The 17617-nt window shown below is 70.5% G+C and carries 14 protein-coding genes; 7 read left to right on the top strand and 7 right to left on the bottom strand.

Going from position 1 to position 17617, the window contains the following annotated elements:
- Positions 1-59 precede the first annotated feature (59 nt).
- From J2Y46_RS07775 to J2Y46_RS07790, 4 genes are all read left to right on the top strand, one after another.
- Complete coding sequence (locus J2Y46_RS07775) at positions 60-1208, top strand: hypothetical protein (protein WP_310241459.1); 1149 nt, start codon at positions 60-62, stop codon at positions 1206-1208.
- 181 nt (positions 1209-1389) lie between these two features.
- Positions 1390-1659, top strand: coding sequence for a hypothetical protein (locus tag J2Y46_RS07780; protein WP_045301604.1), 270 nt, complete (start codon positions 1390-1392; stop codon positions 1657-1659).
- A gap of 57 nt (positions 1660-1716) precedes the next feature.
- Positions 1717-3606, top strand: coding sequence for a dynamin family protein (locus J2Y46_RS07785; RefSeq protein ID WP_045301606.1), 1890 nt, complete (start codon positions 1717-1719; stop codon positions 3604-3606).
- A 16-nt stretch (positions 3607-3622) separates the two neighbouring features.
- Positions 3623-5152 carry a dynamin family protein gene (locus J2Y46_RS07790; protein WP_084695731.1) on the top strand — a complete coding sequence of 510 codons (1530 nt, stop codon included), beginning with the start codon at positions 3623-3625 and terminating at the stop codon, positions 5150-5152.
- Here J2Y46_RS07790 and J2Y46_RS07795 read toward each other — a convergent pair.
- From J2Y46_RS07795 to J2Y46_RS07810, 4 genes are all read right to left on the bottom strand, one after another.
- Positions 5096-5728, bottom strand: a complete 633-nt coding sequence (locus tag J2Y46_RS07795; RefSeq protein ID WP_157005657.1) for a hypothetical protein — start codon at positions 5726-5728, stop codon at positions 5096-5098. The genes J2Y46_RS07790 and J2Y46_RS07795 overlap by 57 nt on opposite strands.
- A gap of 6 nt (positions 5729-5734) precedes the next feature.
- Complete coding sequence (locus J2Y46_RS07800; RefSeq protein ID WP_052676904.1) at positions 5735-6565, bottom strand: IniB N-terminal domain-containing protein; 831 nt, start codon at positions 6563-6565, stop codon at positions 5735-5737.
- Positions 6566-6671: 106 nt separating this feature from the next.
- On the bottom strand, positions 6672-9236 hold the full coding sequence (locus J2Y46_RS07805; RefSeq protein ID WP_310241464.1) for a LuxR C-terminal-related transcriptional regulator: 2565 nt from the start codon (positions 9234-9236) through the stop codon (positions 6672-6674).
- Entirely contained in the window at positions 9236-11113 is a 1878-nt protein-coding gene (locus J2Y46_RS07810; RefSeq protein ID WP_310241466.1) for an Hsp70 family protein, read from the bottom strand. The genes J2Y46_RS07805 and J2Y46_RS07810 overlap by 1 nt, the downstream gene beginning before the upstream one ends.
- A gap of 359 nt (positions 11114-11472) precedes the next feature.
- Between J2Y46_RS07810 and groES the strand changes: the two genes are divergently transcribed.
- Both groES and rarD read left to right on the top strand, forming a co-directional pair.
- On the top strand, positions 11473-11769 hold the full coding sequence (gene groES, locus J2Y46_RS07815) for a co-chaperone GroES (protein WP_045275440.1): 297 nt from the start codon (positions 11473-11475) through the stop codon (positions 11767-11769).
- A 383-nt stretch (positions 11770-12152) separates the two neighbouring features.
- A complete protein-coding gene (rarD, locus tag J2Y46_RS07820) occupies positions 12153-13067 on the top strand; it encodes an EamA family transporter RarD (protein ID WP_045297166.1) in 915 nt (304 codons plus the stop codon).
- A gap of 3 nt (positions 13068-13070) precedes the next feature.
- Here the strand turns inward: rarD and J2Y46_RS07825 are convergent, their stop codons facing one another.
- Genes J2Y46_RS07825 through J2Y46_RS07835 form a run of 3 tightly spaced genes read right to left on the bottom strand, consistent with a single transcriptional unit; the run spans position 13071 to position 15912 of the window.
- Positions 13071-13400: a metal-sensitive transcriptional regulator gene (locus tag J2Y46_RS07825; RefSeq protein ID WP_045297055.1), complete on the bottom strand. Its 330-nt coding sequence runs from the start codon at positions 13398-13400 to the stop codon at positions 13071-13073.
- A gap of 11 nt (positions 13401-13411) precedes the next feature.
- Entirely contained in the window at positions 13412-15706 is a 2295-nt protein-coding gene (locus J2Y46_RS07830; RefSeq protein WP_310241470.1) for a heavy metal translocating P-type ATPase, read from the bottom strand.
- Positions 15703-15912 (bottom strand): heavy-metal-associated domain-containing protein, encoded by a 210-nt coding sequence (locus J2Y46_RS07835; protein WP_045297059.1) that lies wholly within the window; start codon positions 15910-15912, stop codon positions 15703-15705. The genes J2Y46_RS07830 and J2Y46_RS07835 overlap by 4 nt, the downstream gene beginning before the upstream one ends.
- Before the next feature lie 309 nt (positions 15913-16221).
- Between J2Y46_RS07835 and J2Y46_RS07840 the strand changes: the two genes are divergently transcribed.
- Positions 16222-17502, top strand: coding sequence for an ABC transporter substrate-binding protein (locus tag J2Y46_RS07840; RefSeq protein ID WP_045297061.1), 1281 nt, complete (start codon positions 16222-16224; stop codon positions 17500-17502).
- Positions 17503-17617: the final 115 nt, after the last annotated feature.

Raw genomic sequence — 17617 nt, forward strand, 5'->3', positions numbered from 1 at the left:
GTGCAGCAGCACACTCGGATCAAGAGCCGACCGGCACCTGTCAAGTGAGGAAGATCATCATGGCCGACGACAACAACAACCTGCTGGGTCTTCAGACGAACGTCGATCTGGCGGACTCGCTGAACGACAACTCCGACAACTCCGACAACTCGGACAACTCGGATAACTCGGACAACTCGGACAACTCGACCGACAGCTCGTCCAACAACGCGGCGGTCGGCATCGGGAACCAGTCGGACAACTCCGACAACTCTGACAACTCCGACAACTCGGACAACTCGGACAACTCGGACAACTCCGACAACTCGGTCGACACCGACACCGACACCGAGGACTCGTACAACGACAACTCCGACAACTCGACCGAGACCGAGGACTCGTACAACGACAACTCCGACAACTCCGTCGACAACTCGATGGAGACCGAGGACTCGTACAACGACAACTCGGACAACTCGGACAACTCGGACAACTCCGACCACTCGACGAACGTCTCCATCACAGACTCGTTCAACACCCAGACGCTCAACGACCACTCGATCTCGACCGGTGTTCGCCAGTACCAGACGGGCTTCCGTGACCTCAACCTCGGCGGCGGCGCCGGCGGCGCGGGCCTCGCAGCGGGTGCCGGCGGGTTGACGATCGACAGCCGTACGTCGATGTTCGACCAGTCCGTGAACCAGAACATCTGGGCCGACGGCTCGGTGTCGCAGGTCTTCGGGCAGACGGGCGGTCTGGCCTCGGGCGACGGCTCCGCGGCGGCAGGAGACGACGTCGACATCGACAACTCCACGAACTGGGACGTCGACATCGAGGACTCGTTCAACCCGATCGACGTCTCCATCTCCGATGCGTTCAACGACAACTCCGACAACTCGGACAACTCCGACAACTCGGACAACTCCGACAACTCGGACAACTCCGACAACTCGGACAACTCCGACAACTCGGACAACTCGGACAACTCGATGAACTGGGACCTCGACACGGACATCTCCGACGCGTTCAACGACAACTCGGACAACTCCGACAACAGCGACAACTCCATCGACACGGATGTCGACATCGACGACTCGTTCCAGGACAACTCGATGTCGGCGGACCTGGACGACTCGTTCAACGAGTACGACACGGACGTGGACGTCGACCTCGAGAACGACGGCATCGTGAACAGCCCCGATGCCACGCAGGCCGACTTCGACATGTAGGAGTGCTGCTCGGTTCGGTCGGCCGCCCACGCGCGGCCGGCCGCACCGCATCCGCTGACGGTGTCGCGGGACTGGGGGAGCGCGCCCGGCCGTTCACACGGCCGGGCGCACGCCGGTATCCGCGGCAGGAAGGCTATCGGCGACGGCGCCGCAGAGGGATACTGAGAGGGAGGGGAGCGCAATGGCGGATCGCGCTGACTGGGACGACGCCGACGGCATCACCGTCGACGCCGGGCCCGCCTTCGCCCCGGGGCCCGAGGACGCCGTCGCCGACTGGGCGCCGACGGACGTGATGGTCGATGACGATCCGTTCGCGAACGCGTTCACCGACGAGATCGCGAACGTCACCGCATCGGACTGGGATGTCGATGCCGACGTGCTGTGGGGCGACGATGCCTCACCCGACCTGGGCATCGACCCGGGCGCGTCGGCGTTCGACTTCCCGGCCTGATCCGACGCAGAGGCGAGACGAGAGGCAACAGAGTCGTTGACTGACGAGAACAGCGGAATGGTCCCGCGCGCGGACATCCAGCCGGGCGATCCCGCACCCGCCGGTCGAGACGTCGCCCTCTTCGAACTGGTCGACAAGGTCGGAAGGGTCGCCGCCCAGGCAGGGCGCCGCGATCTCGTGCGCCGGCTCGTCGACACCCGCGATCGCCTGCGCGACCCGCACGTCCGGGTGATCGTCGTCGGCGAGTTCAAGCAGGGCAAGAGCAAGCTCGTCAACGCGCTCGTCAACGCGCCTGCCTGTCCGGTCGACGACGACGTGGCGACGACCGTGCCCACGATGGTGGGCTACGCGCCCGAGCCGTCGGCGACCGTCCTCGTGCAGCCCGAGGGCGAGTCCCGCGGAGAGCTGCGCCGGCAGGAGATCCCGCTCGGGGAGCTGGCCGACTACGTGTCGGCGAAAGGAAACCCCGACAACGTGCGTCGCATCGTGTCGGCCGAAGTGCTGCTGCCGCGGGAGATCCTGCGCGGAGGACTGCGGCTCGTCGATTCCCCGGGCGTCGGAGGCCTGGACTCGCGCAGCGCGCTGCTGACGCTGTCGGCGCTGTCCAGCGCCCACGCGGTGATCCTGGTGTCTGACGCGTCGCAGGAGTACACCGAGCCCGAGATGCAGTTCCTGCGGCACGCGATGCGCGTATCGCCCAATGTCGCCGCGGTGCTGGCCAAGACCGACCTCTACCCGCAGTGGCGGGACATCGAGGCCATCGACCGCGGTCACTTGACCAAGATCGGGGACATCCCGATCTTCTCCGTCTCGAGCGACCTCCGGCTGATGGCCGCGGAGCAGCGCGACGCGGAGCTCAACGACGAGTCGGGCTTTCCCGCGCTGGTGACCCACCTGCGCCAAGACATCCTCGAGCGCGCCGAGCTGATCCACGAGCGCAGCGCCGTCCACGACCTCGCCTCGGTCGTGGACCAGCTGACGATGGCCCTCCGCGCGGAGCTGACGGCCCTGGTCGAGCCCGAGGTCACGCCGCAGCTGCTCGTGCAGCTGGAGGAGGCGAAGACCCGTGCTGACGAGTTCCGGAGCCGGTCGTCGCGGTGGCAGGTGACCCTCACCGACGGCGTGGCCGACCTCATCTCCGACATGGAGCACGACCTGCGCGATCGCCTGCGCAAAGTGCAGCGTGAGGCGGAGGCATCCATCGAGGAGGGTGATCCCGGTCCCATCTGGAACCAGATCACCGAGTGGCTCGACGAGCGGGTCTCGGCAGCCGTCTCGGAGACGTTCGTGTGGACCGACGAACGCGCCCGCTGGCTGTCGGAGCAGGTCGCCGAGCTCTTCCTCGAGGGGGAGGAGAGCATCCCCTCGATCGACGTCGCGGACGCCGCCGGCGTGCTGGATCCTGTCGATGCGATCGCCGACCTCGACGAGGGACGCATGAGCGCCGCCGAGAAGATCTTCATCGGCGTGCGCGGGTCCTACGGCGGCGTCCTCATGGTGGGTCTCATGACCGGACTCATCGGACTGCCGCTGATCAACCCGCTGTCGCTGCTGGCCGGGGTGATCGTCGGTCGCCGCGCCTTCCGCGAGGACATGGGCAATCGTCTCGCCCGCCGTCAGGCGGAGGCCAAGAACATCGTGCGCCGGTATATCGACGAAGTCGTCTTCCAGGCCGGCAAGCAGCTCAAGGACCGCCTCCGACTGGTCCAGCGGGCGGCGCGCGACCACTTCGGCGCCATGGCCGACGAGTTGCACCGCTCCTTCACCGAGGCCGTGAACGCCGCCAAGCAGGCCGCGACGGTGGAGAGCGGCAAGCGGGAGGAGCGCGTCAAGCAGCTGCGGATGCAGCTGCGGCAGATCGACGCATTGCGCGCGGAGATCGCACCTGCCCGGCCGGCACCGCAGGCCGTCTCGGCGATGCCTGCTCAGCTGGGGACCGGAACGTGAGCGGAAGCAGCAGCGGATGAGGGAGCCGGCTCTGGCGGATGCGCGTCGCGTCGCGCGCGAGGCATTGGAGCTGTACGCGGACGACCCGGCGACCACGCAGGCGATCCGCGCTTTCGACCTCCGGCTGCAAGGGCCGTTGCGCATCGCCCTCGCCGGCATGGTGAAGGCCGGCAAGTCGACGCTGCTCAACGCCCTGCTCGGGGAGGAGCTCGCCGCCACCGACGCCGGCGAGTGCACCCGCGTCGTCACCTGGTATCGCCGCGCCGACACCCCGAGCATCACGCTGCACCCGCTCGAAGGGGAGCCGCGGCGCCTCCGCTTCCACCGGGAGGACGGTCGGACCGTCCTCGACCTCGGCGGTGCGAACGCCGACGAGGTGGCATGGATCGACGTCGGCTGGCCCTCGGAGGCCCTTCGATCGGTGGTCCTCATCGACACGCCGGGCATCGCCTCGCTGTCCACCGACGTGTCGGCCCGCGCCCACGGGTTCCTGACCCAGCGCGGCAGCGCGTCGGCGCCCGACGCCGTCATCTACCTCATGCGTCACCTGCACGCCTCGGACCGCGGGTTCCTGGAGTCGTTCCGTGACGTGGCGGTGGGCGACGCGCTCACCGTCAATGCGATCGCCGTGCTGTCGCGCGCGGACGAGGTGGGCTCGGCGCGCATCGACTCGCTGGTCTCGGCGGGGCAGGTCGCACGGCGCTACGCCGAGGACGCCGACCTGCGCGCGCTGGTGCTCGATGTCGTCCCTGTCGCGGGTCTGCTCGCCGAGACGGCCCGCACGCTCCGCGAAGACGAGTACCGCGCGCTGGCCGAGGTCGCCCAGCTCGAGCGCAGCGCACGCGAGCGCCTCCTCGTCTCGGCGGACCGGTTCGCCACCCTCACGGGTGTGATCTCGCTGGCCGATTCGCGCCGACGGGCACTTCTCTCGCGCTTCGGGCTCTACGGCATCCGTCTCTCGGCCGCTCTCATCCGCGGTGGCGCGTCCTCGTCGACCGCTCTGGCGGAAGGGCTGGTCCAGCAGAGCGGGCTGACCACGCTGCAGGCGCTCGTGCGCGACCACTTCCGCGCGCGGGCCGACACCCTGAAGGTGTACGGCGTGCTGCCGGGGCTCGAGCAGCTGCTGCGGGAACGGCCGCGGCTGGGCTCCGATGCGCTGCTCGCCGAGATCGAGCGCATCTTCGCCACCACCCACTCCCTGCGCGAGCTCGACGCGCTGTCGCGCACGCGGGCGGGCGGCTATCCGCTGCCGCCCGAGCGGATAGCGGAGGCCGAGCGCATCGTCGGCGGGGGCGGCAGTTCGGCAGCGGCTCGCGTCGGACTCGACGACACCGCGGACGCCGCCGCCGTCGGCGCCCGCACCGAGCGGCTCCTCGCGCGCTGGCGTGCGCTCGCCGAGTCGCCCCTCACCGAGCGTGCCGCGGTCGGGCTGTGCCACGTCGTCATCCGCAGCCTCGAGCAGATCGCCATCCGGCCCGGGTCGGCGTCCTCACCGAGCGGCGCGGGCGTCGACCTGCTGGCGGACGACGTCGTGCTGCCTCGCTGACCAGGCCAGCGCCTTGGGCATCACGCTCGCCAGCAGTGCCAGCAGCACCAGGCCGCACTGCGCGGCGAGGATGAGGCGCAGGGGTGCGGCACGTTCGCCCGTCAGGGCGATGTCCAGTGACACCGCCAGGGTCGCGACCTGGACCACCCAGGTGAGCAGCTGCCACCACCTCATCTGCGGCCGCCTCGCCATGAACGAGACCAGGAGGGTGATCTGCAGCAGCAGCATCGCCACCATGACGCCGAACACCGACCAGAAGATGATGTCAGAGGCTGTCGAGTACGTCTGGTCGCTGCGCGTCGCGTCGACCGTGCGGACCGCGTCGGAGATGAGCGGCAGCTGCTCCTTGCGGATGACGAAGAAGTAGACCACCGCGAAGCCGCCGGCGAAGAAGCTGAGGATCCAGCACAGCTCGCTCACGCGCACCGAGAAGGGCGGCGTCAGCTTGGTGAGCACAGGGGCCGTGTTGGGGTTGTGCAGCGGGGGCCGCTGTGGAGGCGCCTTCGCCGACCCGGCCGCGGCGCGCGCGGTCGGTTCGGGGGCGGACTGTTCGGCCCGCGAAACGGGGTCTGTCACCGTCGGCTACTGCTCCTCGCCGAGTTCATCCGGGTAGGCGACATCCTCGACGTCGACGGTGTCGACCGGCTCGCTCCACACGGCGTCGTCGACCTCGGCCGGTGGTGCCTCGTACGCTGCGGGAGCGGTCGACGCCTGCTCGGGAATCGTCGTCGCATCGTCCACGACCGCCGCCGTCTGCTGCGGGATGCCGGCATCCTGGGCAGCGGCCGCCACCTCGTCGCCGGGCTGATCGGCGACCGGCGCCGCCGCGTCGTCGGCGGTGGATCCGGCGTCGTCGGCGAGCGCCGATCCGGCGTCGGATGCCACGGTGCCCAGGCCCGCCGTGATCTCGTCGAGGCCGGCTGCGGCCTCGTCGGGGAGGCCGGGAACGTCCGGCAGGGTCGGCGTCTCGTCGGCGTCGTCCTCGGGTGTGCTCCCGATGTCGTCGCCGGCGGCCACCGAGCCGTCGCCCGAGGCGACGCCCGCCGTCTGGTCGAAGACCTGGGTCACGTCGCCGCCCTCGGTCCAGATGTTCTGATTGACCGACTGGTCGACGATGGTCGATCGGCTGTCGATCGTCGTCCAGTTGTTGGTGATGCGCGTGATCTCGTTGAGGACGTCGTTGTGAGTGCTGTGCGTGGAAGGCGTGGGTGTGCTGCGCGGCACCACGTCGTGCCGGTCGTAGATGATGGGGGCCACCGCCCGCACGTCGTCGGCGCAGATCCCGGCCACCTTGCTCTTGGCGAGGGTGGCTTCGGGGTCGTTCTCCAGTTCGGCCAGTGCTGCGGGATCTCGCAGCAGGCTCAGGATGAACTCGATGATGGAATTGGCGACTTGCACCAAGGGCGTGGTCATGTGACGACACCTCCGCACTGAAGGTCGATGGCATTTTCAGGGTAGGCCGCGGTGTGAGCGGTGGCATCGGGGTTTCGTCCGATGAAGTGGGGGTCGGGGTGCGGGGTCATCCCCTCCGCCCCCCTCGTTCCGTGTCGGGCGTGACCTGCGTGCCGCCCTCGAGTGCGATGCGGAGCTTCGAGAGCAGGTCCGATCGCGAGGTCGCGTTCAGCCGGCGCCGGATGTGGGCGATGTGGTGCTCGGCCGTGCGCGGCGAGATGAAGATGGCGGCACCGATCTCCGCATAGGTCTTGCCCTGCAGCACCAGCTCCGCGACCTCCCGCTCGCGTTCGCTCAGCGGACCCTCGGCCGTGAGGTCGCCCGTCGCCGCATCCTGACCTTCGTCCGACGGCCGCGCGGTCTCGCGCGGATGCAGCTCCCGGGCGCACGCGAGCAAGTGGGCGATCACCTTTCGGTCGTCGGACCGGCTCGCGCCGTGCCCGGCGAGACGGGCGCCGTCCCATGCCAGCCCCACCGCCGCGAGCCCTCGTGCGGCGCCCTCGACCGCGTCGGGGTCGACGGTGCCTGCGAGCACCGCGGTCCACACCTTGCCGGCGTGGGCCATGCGCGCGGCGAGCCGGTTGTGCGCCGCGGCGGCCACGAGGGCGCGGGCGTGCGGGGCGAGGGCGTCGGGATGATTGAGCAGGATGCCGCGCTGGATGCCCGCCCAATGCAGCGGCGCCGACCAGATCGGCGGGTCTCCCAGGGTTCCGACGAGCTCCAGCGCGCGCTCGAAGGCGGGCTGCATCGACACCGCGTCGCCGAGCCGTGCGGCGGCGATCACCAGCTCCGACAGTGCGAGGAGGGAGAACAGGTCGGGCTCGGCGCGCGAGATGCGCGGCCGCGACGTGCGCCACTCTGCCGCGAGTCCCGCGGCATCGTCGTAGCGCCGTGCCAGGCCGATGGAGATGGTGGCCGCGAGCGCGTCGTCTCGCGGGGTCAGCGCCCGTGCCGAGGTCGCGCGGGTGAGGGCGGCGCGCGCGGCGTCGGGCCGCTCGCGCTGCAGCGCGATCCACGACGACCAAAGTTCGAGCCGCGCGCGCCGGTTGACTCCGCCCTGCCCGCCGTGCAGAGCGGTGTCGACGATCGCCTGTGCGGTGGCAGGGTCTCCCACGCCGATGGCCGCCGCCGCCGCGATCACGGCCGGCAGCTCGACCGAGGGAGATCGGTCGGCGGAGGCGGTGTACAGCTCCGATGCGCGCTGAAGGTCGCTCACGGCGGCGTCGGGGGCGTTGTCGAGTGTCGCGGTCAGTCCCCGATCGAGCAGCGTGTGCGCGGTGCCGAGCGTCGAGGGCGGGGAGGTGACCGCGCCGCGGGCATCGGGTGAGATCTCGGCCGACGCAACGGACGGATCCCCGGCGGCCAGCGCTGCGATCCGCTCGTGGATGTCCGGACCGGTGTGCGCGGGCCGGTTCAAGCGGTAGGTGTCGTGCGCGAGGGGCATCATGCCGCGCTCGGCCCAGACCGCCGCTGCGAGGTCGACGACCCGCCCGCGCGCGCCGTCGCGGTGGGCGAGCAAGCCGTCCAGCAGCACACCGGCCTCGTCGAGCCGCCCGGCGGCCCAGGCGGCCCACGCGCGCTCTTCGGCCAGTGCGGATGCCTCGGCACCGCACGCGACGGCGAGGTCGAACAGCCGGGCGGCGAGGTCGGCGTCGCGGGGCGCCTCTTGCCGTGCGCGCGTGACGAGCGCGTCCGCGGCGTGCGGGTCGGGGATGCCGGCGAGCCACGCGGTCAGGTGCCCGTCGCGCAGGGTGTGCGGCGATGCCGCGCGGATGACGTCGGGGAGCCGGGTGACCGGCGTCATGGCACGCGCGGTCTCGGCGATCGCCGGTGCTGGGCGGCCCTCGCCCGTGAGCAGGCCTTCGGCGTATCCCTCGGCGAGCAGCGCGCCCGGCTCGTCCGTGGGCGCGGCATCCTCCGTCGGGAACAGCCCGAGGGAGAGGTCCTCGACGAGGCGCCGCAGCCGCGGTGATGCGGACTCGAGGCGATGGCGGACGCGGGGGCGGATCGCACGTTGAAGGGCGAAGTGGCCGGGGTCGCAGCAGTCCGCGGCGTCGTGGGCGGCGGCGCACTCGTGGACCAGCCAGGCGATGCCTCCGGTCAGCCGGAGGATGTCATCGTCGCACGCGCCGAAACCCACGCCGGGCTCCTCGCGGAGGCGCGACGCGCTCACTTCGCCCAGCAGCAGGGCGGGACGAGTGCGCTCCAGCAGACGGCCGAGTGTCGTGAGATCGGGGCGGGCCGGCCAGCTGCGCAAGGCCACGACCAGGCCCGCGTCGGGGTCCTCGGCACGTGCGATCAGGGCCGCCACCTGCGCCTGGCTCAGCAGGTGGGCGTCGTCCACGAGCAGAACGCTCTCGCGCGGGACCGAGGGGACGTCGGTGCCTGCGCGCAGCCCGATGGTCGCGGTCCCCTCTGCGGCGAGAAGGCCGGCCAGGTGATGCAGCAGCACGGTCTTGCCCGATCCTGCGCTTCCCGACACGACCAGGCGCAGGCTCCGGCCGGCGAAGCGGAAGGCATCCAGCTCCACCGAGCGCGCGGCGGCGACCAGGACGGGCGTCACCTGGGAAGCCGGGCCCGCGGGCGTCGGCACGGAGTGATCGATGCGCACGACGTTGGTGATCGCCGACATCACCCGGGCTCCGGGGTCGACGAGGGCTGGGGCTCGGGTGCCGGCGGCTCCGGTGTCGGCTCAGGGGCCGGCGGTTCGGGCTCGGGCGCCGGGGGCACGGGAGTGGGCTCCGGTGCGGGCGGCTGCGGGTCGGGTGTGGGGTCCGGGGTCGGGTCGGGTGTGGGGTCCGGGGTCGGGTCGGGTGTGGGGTCCGGGGTCGGCTCGGGTGTGGGGTCCGGGGTCGGGTCGGGCGTGGGATCCGGTATCGGGTCCGGTGGGGGATCCGTGGTGGGATCCGCCGCCGGATCGGTCTGCGGGTCCGTCGCCGCGTCGCTCCCCGTCTGTGTCGAGGGCTTGGACGGCGTGCCGGTCGAATCCGTCTTCGGCGATGCCGACTCCGGTGCCGCGGTCTCCGCCTGGCGAGCCTCGGTCGCCCGCTCCGCCACGCGAAGCCGCGGGTTGGGTGTCACGCTGGGCGGCGGCGCAGCCTTCTTGTCGGGCGGGACGGGAGTCGCCGTCGGGGGAGCGGGCCCCGATTCGGCCGCCGCGGCCGGCGCTTCGCCGAGGGCCACGCCCAGCCACTCGCCGAACGACGCCGTCTGCGCCTCGTCGGCCGGGAGCGTGCCGTTGCCGAGCCCGGTGGCGCTGGCCAGCACGATGCCGCTCGCGAGCACGATCGACCCGCCGGCCAGAGCCGCCGCGGTAGGCACACGCCGGATCCAACGCCGGCGGCCGGCGCGGGTGCGCTCGTCCGGGAACCCGGATGCCGCGACTTCCGCGTCGGTGGCCGGTGAGAGGTCGAGGGCATCGGCCGGCGCGGTGACCGCGGCAGCAGCCACTCCCGCGCCGAACACCGCCGCAGTCCCGGCGGGCGCACGGTGAGCGTGCCCGCCGGCGACGATGCGGGCGGCGCCGAGCGCCACGATGGCTTTGGGATCGGCATCCACCGCGATCGGGGCATCGAGGCGGTCCGACAGCAGCTGCGCGACGCGCGGGATGCGTGAGGAGCCGCCGGTGAGCAGGATCGCGTCCAGGCGCGCGCCGATGTCGTTGGTCTCGAGCAGCGAATGCAGCACGTCGATGGTGCGCTCGATCCCCGGTTCGATGAGAGCCTCGAACTCGGCTCGCGTGATGCGCACGGTCGTTCCCGCGCCACCCAGGAAGACCGGGATGGCGGCCTCGGAGTCGAACGAGAGCGCCTCCTTTGCTTCGACGCACTCGCGTCGCAGCGCCGCGAGCGCGACGCGCGCCTCGGGATCGGCAGCGAGGTCCGCCGTCGAGAGGCCGGCGGCGGCGATCGTATGGCGCACCACGAGATCGTCGAAGTCCGCGCCCCCGAAGTCGGGGATGCCCGCCGGCGATCCGATGATCTGCAGCGTGCCGTCCGGCGCGGCGCCCACCAGCGCCGCATCGAAGGTGCCGCCGCCCAGGTCGTACACCGCCAGCACGCGGTCGCCGTCGAGCGCGGACGTGGCGTGGTAGTGCCACGCCGCCGCGACGGGCTCGGCGACGAGCGTCACCGGGCACGACACCTCGGCAGCCAGGGCGGCCACGACGAGGCTGCGGCGGTAGTCGCCCCACGTCACCGGGACGGTGGCGACGATCGCGTCGGGGTGGCGCCCTTCGCGTTCGGCGACGGCCTCGACCACCCACGCCACCATGCCTGCGAACAGCTCTTCGGTCGCGAGCCGGCGGCCGGCGACCACCACCGGCACGTCGTCGCCGATCCGGCGCTTGAACTCGCGCACCAGCCGTTCGGGCTGTGCGAGCCCGCGTCTCTCAGCAGCCTCGCCGTACAGCAGGGTGTCGTCGGCGACGAACACCGCCGTCGGCGCGCTGTCCGCTTGTCGCCCCAGCGCGAACCGCGCCGTCTCGACGTTTCCTTCTGCATCTGTCATCGCTGTGGATGCGGCAGTCCTACTGGTGCCGATGTCCACAGCGAGCGTGAAACTCTTCGTCATCGCCCGAAAATCCCCAGGTTCAGGACACAACCCCCGATGACGTCAGGTCTACCACCAAGGCTCACGTATTGCGAGAGGGGGTTGCGTTCCGTGGCCATGTCTCCAGGAGCCGCCGGGTGGGCGGGCTGATACATCGGGGCCGGATCTGTCCGGTCGCGCTCGGGCTCAGGCGGAGCGTGCATGACATGCATTGGCACTCACGTTGCATGAGTGCCAGCCGGTTGCCTAGACTGACGTAAGCACTCTCAACGTCAGAGTGCTAACGAGTCTTAGTCTCAAGAAAGAAGAGGTAGACCGTGTCGGTTTCCATCAAGCCGCTCGAGGACCGCATCGTCATCAAGCAGGTCGAGGCCGAGCAGACCACGTCCAGCGGTCTGGTCATCCCCGACACCGCCAAGGAGAAGCCCCAGGAGGGCGAGGTCGTGGCGGTGGGCCCGGGTCGTATCGACGACAACGGCAACCGCATCCCGCTCGACGTCGCCGTCGGCGACCGCGTGATCTACAGCAAGTACGGCGGCACCGAGGTCAAGTTCGGCGGCGACGAGTTCCTCGTCCTGTCGGCTCGCGACGTCCTCGCGGTCGTCGTTCGCTGAGTTCTCGCGCACCACGCGCACCCCGAAAGGGTCGGATGCTTCGGCATTCGGCCCTTTCGTCGTCTGCGTGCACGACACGATGTGCTCCGCGGTCACAAAGGGTGGGAGCCGATGGCCCGCAACGCACCAGAAGTGACTGCGGAGCAGCGAGGCGATGCGAGGGGAGGGGAGGAGCGGGTCGTCCGACGGTGGCAGGAATGACACCACGGATGACGGAGAACGGATGCTGGGACCCTTCGGCTGCGGAGCGCGCCCCGGTGGGCCGGGCGTAGGCTGACGCAGTGAGTCACGAGCAGTCTTCGCTTCCCGGTCGCGACGTGGTGGACGGGCTCGACGATTCGACGGCGCTCGACCTGGGCGTCACCACCGGCACCCGCAGGGTCGTGTCCGACACCGTCGAAGCCCGGGAACGCCGGCTCGGCGGGGTCTTCACGTTCTCCGCGTACCTGCTGTGGGGCTTCCTCCCGCTGTACTTCCTGCTCCTGGCGCCCACCGGTCCGTGGGAGATCGTGGCGTGGCGCATCCTGCTGTCGCTCGTCTTCTGCGCGCTGCTGCTCACGGTGACCCGCACGTGGCCGCGGCTTGCGGCGATCTTCCGGCAGCCGAGGGTGCTCGGCCTCACCGTGATCGCGGGCTTGCTGATCTACGTCAACTGGCAGGTGTTCATCTACGGGGCCTTGAACGGCCACGTGATCGAGACCAGCCTGGGCTACTTCATCAACCCGATCGCGACGGTGCTGCTCGCCGTGCTCGTGCTGCGCGAGCGCCTGCGGCCGACGCAGTGGGTCGCCATCGGCATCGCGGCGGCGGCGGTCGCCGTGATCGTGATCGGGTATGGCGCCTTCCCGTGGATCGCGCTCACGCTCGCGGCATCCTTCGGCGTCTACGGCCTCGTGAAGAAGAAGGTCGGGCCGTCGGTCGACGCCGTGAGCGGCCTGACTCTCGAGACGCTGTGGCTCACCCCGATCGCGGTGGTGGTGCTCGTGATCGTCGGCGCGACCGAGGGGCTCACGATGGGGGCGGACGGCTGGCAGCACACCGTGCTGCTCAGCCTGACGGGTGTCATCACCGCGGTGCCGCTGCTGCTCTTCGCCGCGGGCGCGCGCCGCGTCTCGCTCACGACCATCGGGCTGCTGCAGTTCGTCGCGCCGGTCCTGCAGTTCCTCGTGGGCTGGCTCCTGCTCGGCGAGCCGATGCCCCTCGAGCGCTGGATCGGCTTCGGTCTCGTGTGGGTGGCGCTCGTCGTCCTCACGGTCGATTCGCTGATCCACGCCCGCCGCAGCCGCGTCGCGGCCTAGCGCTCAGCGCACCAGGCGGGCGATGGCCTGCGTGGCCTCGGTGATCTTCGCGTCGGCCTCGGCGCCGCCCAGGCGCGCGGCATCCACCACGCAGTGGCGCAGGTGGTCATCCAGCAGACCCACGGCGACGGCTTCCAGCGCGGAGGTCAGCGCGCTGATCTGCGTGAGGATGTCGATGCAGTACTTCTCGTCCTCGACCATCTTGTGGATGCCGCGCGCCTGCCCCTCGATGCGCTTGAGGCGATTGAGGTACTTGTCCTTGTCGGTGATGTAGCCGTGGTGGGAGTGCTCGGAGGAGTCGGAGTGCGCGTGCTCGAGGGTGGTGTCGGTCATGTCGGGCTCCTTCAACGGTGAGCGGTCGAGAGGCTGCGGAAGCGGCGCAGGCGCAGGCTGTTGCCCACCACGAAGACGCTCGAGAACGCCATCGCCGCTCCGGCGATCATAGGGTTCAACAGGCCCAGCGCCGCCAACGGGATCGCGGCCACGTTGTACGCGAAGGCCCAGAACAGGTTGACCTTGATCGTGCCGAGGGTGGCCCGCGAGAGGCGGATCGCGTCGGAAGCGCTGCGCAGATCGCCGCGGACCAGGGTGATGTCGGAGGCCTCGATCGCAGCATCCGTCCCGGTTCCCATCGCGAGGCCGAGGTCGGCCTGCGCGAGGGCGGCGGCGTCGTTCACGCCGTCGCCGACCATCGCGACGGCGCGGCCCTCGCCCTGGAGCTCGGCGACGACGGCGACCTTGTCCTGCGGGAGCACTTCGGCGATCACGCGCTCGATGCCGACCTCGTCGGCGACGGCCTGTGCCACGGCGGCGTTGTCGCCGGTGAGGAGCACCGGCACGAGGCCGAGGGCCTTGAGCTGCCTCACCGCCTCGCGGCTGGTGGGCTTGACCTGGTCGGCGACGACGAGGAGGCCGTGCACCGCGCCGTCCCACGCGGCGAGCACCGGGGTTCGGCCGAGCGCCTCGGCCGCGGCTTTCGCGACGGCGAGGTCGTCGGGGAGGGTCAGCGCCCAGTCGGCGAGCAGGGCGTCGCGGCCGACGAGCACCGCGTGCCCCTCGACGATGCCCGTGACGCCCTTGCCGGGAACGTTCTGGAACGACTCGACGTGGGGGAGGTCTCCGGCCTCGGCGGTCGCGGCACGGGCGATCGCCTGCGCGATGGGGTGCTCGGAGGCGTGCTCCAGGGCACCCGCGAGACGCAGCAGCTCGGCGCGGGCCGCGGACGCCTGGTTCGTGTGCGGGTCGGCGGATCCGGTGATCACGACGTCGATGAGCGACATGCGTCCGGTGGTGACGGTGCCTGTCTTGTCGAGCACGACCGTGTCGACCGTGCGCGTGGACTCGAGCACCTCGGGACCCTTGATGAGGATGCCGAGCTGCGCGCCGCGGCCGGTGCCGACGAGGAGGGCGGTGGGGGTCGCGAGCCCCAGGGCGCACGGGCAGGCGATGATGAGCACGGCGACGGCCGCGGTGAAGGCCATGGAAGCCGGGGCGCCGATGAGGAGCCAGGCCACCAGCGTGCCGAGGGAGATCAGCAGCACGATCGGGACGAACACGCCGGAGATGCGATCGGCCAGGCGCTGCACCTGGGCCTTGCCCGACTGGGCGTCCTCGACGAGCCGCGCCATCTGCGCGAGCTGAGTGTCCTCGCCCACGCGCGTCGCGCGCACCACGAGACGGCCGCCCGCGTTGACGGTGGCGCCGACGACCGCATCGCCGGGGGAGACCTCCACGGGGACCGATTCGCCCGTCACCATCGAGGCGTCGACGGCGGAGGTCCCGGAGGTCACGACGCCGTCGGTGGCGATCTTCTCGCCGGGCCGCACGACGAACTCCTCGCCGACGCGGAGGTCGGCGACCGGCACGCGCACCTCGGCGGCGCCGTCGCCCGAGGGGCGCAGGACGGCGACGTCCTTCGCGCCGATCTCGAGCAGGGCCCTCAGCGCAGCTCCCGCGCGGCGCTTCGACCGCTGCTCGAAGTACCGGCCCGCGAGCACGAACGTCGTGACGCCGGCGGCGACTTCGAGGTAGATGTCGCCCGCGCCGCCCGGCGGGGTGGCCGACCACTCGAAGGTGTGCGTCATCCCCGGCATGCCCGCGTGCCCGAAGAACAGCGCGTACAGCGACCACAGGAACGCCGCAGAGACGCCGAGCGAGATCAGCGTGTCCATCGTGGCCGCACCGTGGCGCAGGTTGATCCAGGCGGCGCGGTGGAACGGCCACGCGCCCCACACGACCACCGGCGCCGCGAGCGCCAGCGACGCCCACTGCCAGTAGGTGAACTGCAGCGCCGGGATCATCGCCAGGAGGATCACCGGCGCCGACAGCACGATCGATCCGATGAGCCGTTGCCGCAGGCTGGTGAGCTCGGGGTCTGCGGCCTCTTCAGCGGAGGGCTCGGTCGCCGGCGGTGCGGGCAGCGCAGCCGTGTACCCGGTCTTCTCGACCTCCTGGATGAGCGCCTGCGGGTCGAGTTCTGCGGGAGCGGTGACGAACGCCTTCTCGGTGGCGTAGTTGACGGATGCCTCGACCCCGTCGATCCGGTTCAGCCGCTTCTCGATCCGCGCGGCGCACGACGCGCACGTCATCCCGCCGATCTCGAGTTCGAACCGGGCGGCAGGGATCGAGGGCTCGCTCATGCGCGGACGGCGCTGTAGCCGGCCTCGTCGACGGCCGCGATGACGGCGTCGTCAGCGAGCTCGGCGGCGGAGACGATCTTCAGCGTGCCGGCGGCCGCGCTCACCTGGACGTCCTGGACGCCCTCGAGCTTGGACACCTCGCCGCGCACGGACGCCTCGCAGTGCCCGCAGCTCATTCCCGTCACCGTGTACTCGGCCTCAGCCATGATTTCTCCTCTGGGTCATGGGGGGATACCCCTCAGGGGTACCCGCTCGGTCCAGTGTATACCCGCAAGGGGTATGGGAGGCCGGCGCCGGCAGCGGAATCGGTTCCGGCGGTGCGCGCGAACGGGCCTGCGAGTTATCCACAGCGGAGGGACCCGGAGAGCGTCTGGAATTACGGTCCGATCACGGTTTTCAAGCTGTTACAGATCGTTAACGAAAGGCAACATTGGCGACGCTTGACGACGATTAGGTTTAGTGCACTGGGTCGGCGCCCGAGCCGTTCCCGTTGTAATCGCACAGCAAGGAGCAACATGAGCGTCTTCACCCGCTCGCGCACGACCACCGTCCTCGGTGGCATCGCGCTCATCGGCGCCAGCGCCCTCGTCCTCGCCGGTTGTTCCGGCGGCGGCGGTGGGAGCAGCGAGACCACTCCGCCCACGGAGGAGCGCGACCTCACCCTGAAGATCGGCACGATCCTGCCCCAGACGGGAACGCTCGCATTCCTCGGCCCGCCCGAGGAGGCCGGCGTCGGCCTGGCGGCCGCCGACATCAATGACGCCGCCAAGGGCGTCACGATCCCCGACATCGTCTGGGGCGACTCCGGCGACACCGACAACAAGGCGTATGCCACCACCATCCAGAAGCTGATCTCCGAGAAGGTCTCGGCTGCGATCGGCGCCGCGTCCTCGGGTGTGACGAAGCTCTTCCTCGACGACGCGGTCGCGGCCGGAATCATCACGTTCTCCCCGGCGAACACGTCGCTGGACTTCACCACGTGGGACGACAACAACCTCTACTGGCGCACGGCTCCGGCCGACACGCTCCAGGGCGAGGTCCTCGGCAACCTCGTCGCCGAGGACGGTCACGAGAACGTCGCAGTCCTGTACCAGAACGACTCGTACGGCACGGGCCTCAACAAGGTGTTCCAGGACACCTTCACGAGTTCGGGCGGCGAGATCGTCGCCGAGCAGTCCTACAACACCGGTGACACGAACTTCGACGCGCAGATCTCCGCGATCCTCGCCTCCAACCCCGACGCCATCGCGCTGATCACGTTCGACGAGATCTACACGATCGGCCCGGCGCTCATCGCCGCGGGCTACCCCGCCGAGGACCTGTACCTCGTCGACGGCAACCTGAAGAACTTCGGTTCGGACGAGAAGTGGCCGGCCGGAGTGAGCATGGAGGGGGCGAAGGGCACGACCCCCGCGGGTCCCGCTCCCGACACCGACTTCCAGGGACGCCTCAACGAGTGGTGGACCGGCGAGGGCAACCCCGAGCTGACCGACTTCTCGTACGCCAACGAGGCGTACGACGCCGTCGTGCTGCTCGCGCTCGCGTCGCTGGCCGCGAACTCCACCGATCCGGCCGACATCGCCGGCAAGCTGCAGGAAGTCTCGGGCGGCTCGGGTGACGGAGAGAAGTGCGACACCTTCGCCGACTGCGCCGACATCATCCTCGGCGGCGGCGTAGCAGACTACGACGGCTTCTCCGGTCCGATCACGTTCGATGAGAACGGCGACCCGACCGAGGCCACCATCGGTGTCTTCCAGTACGGTGCCGACAACCTCTACACCCGCATCGACCTGTAAACCAGACCGACGCAACAGGGCCCCGGAGCGATCCGGGGCCCTGTTGCTTGCTCGGCCCGTGCTCTGCCTTCGCGGCGCCGGCCAGGCGTGCTCCGAACGCGGTGTCACAAGCAGG

It is taken from the genome of Microbacterium sp. BE35 (assembly GCF_031457705.1).
Classification (GTDB): domain Bacteria; phylum Actinomycetota; class Actinomycetes; order Actinomycetales; family Microbacteriaceae; genus Microbacterium; species Microbacterium trichothecenolyticum.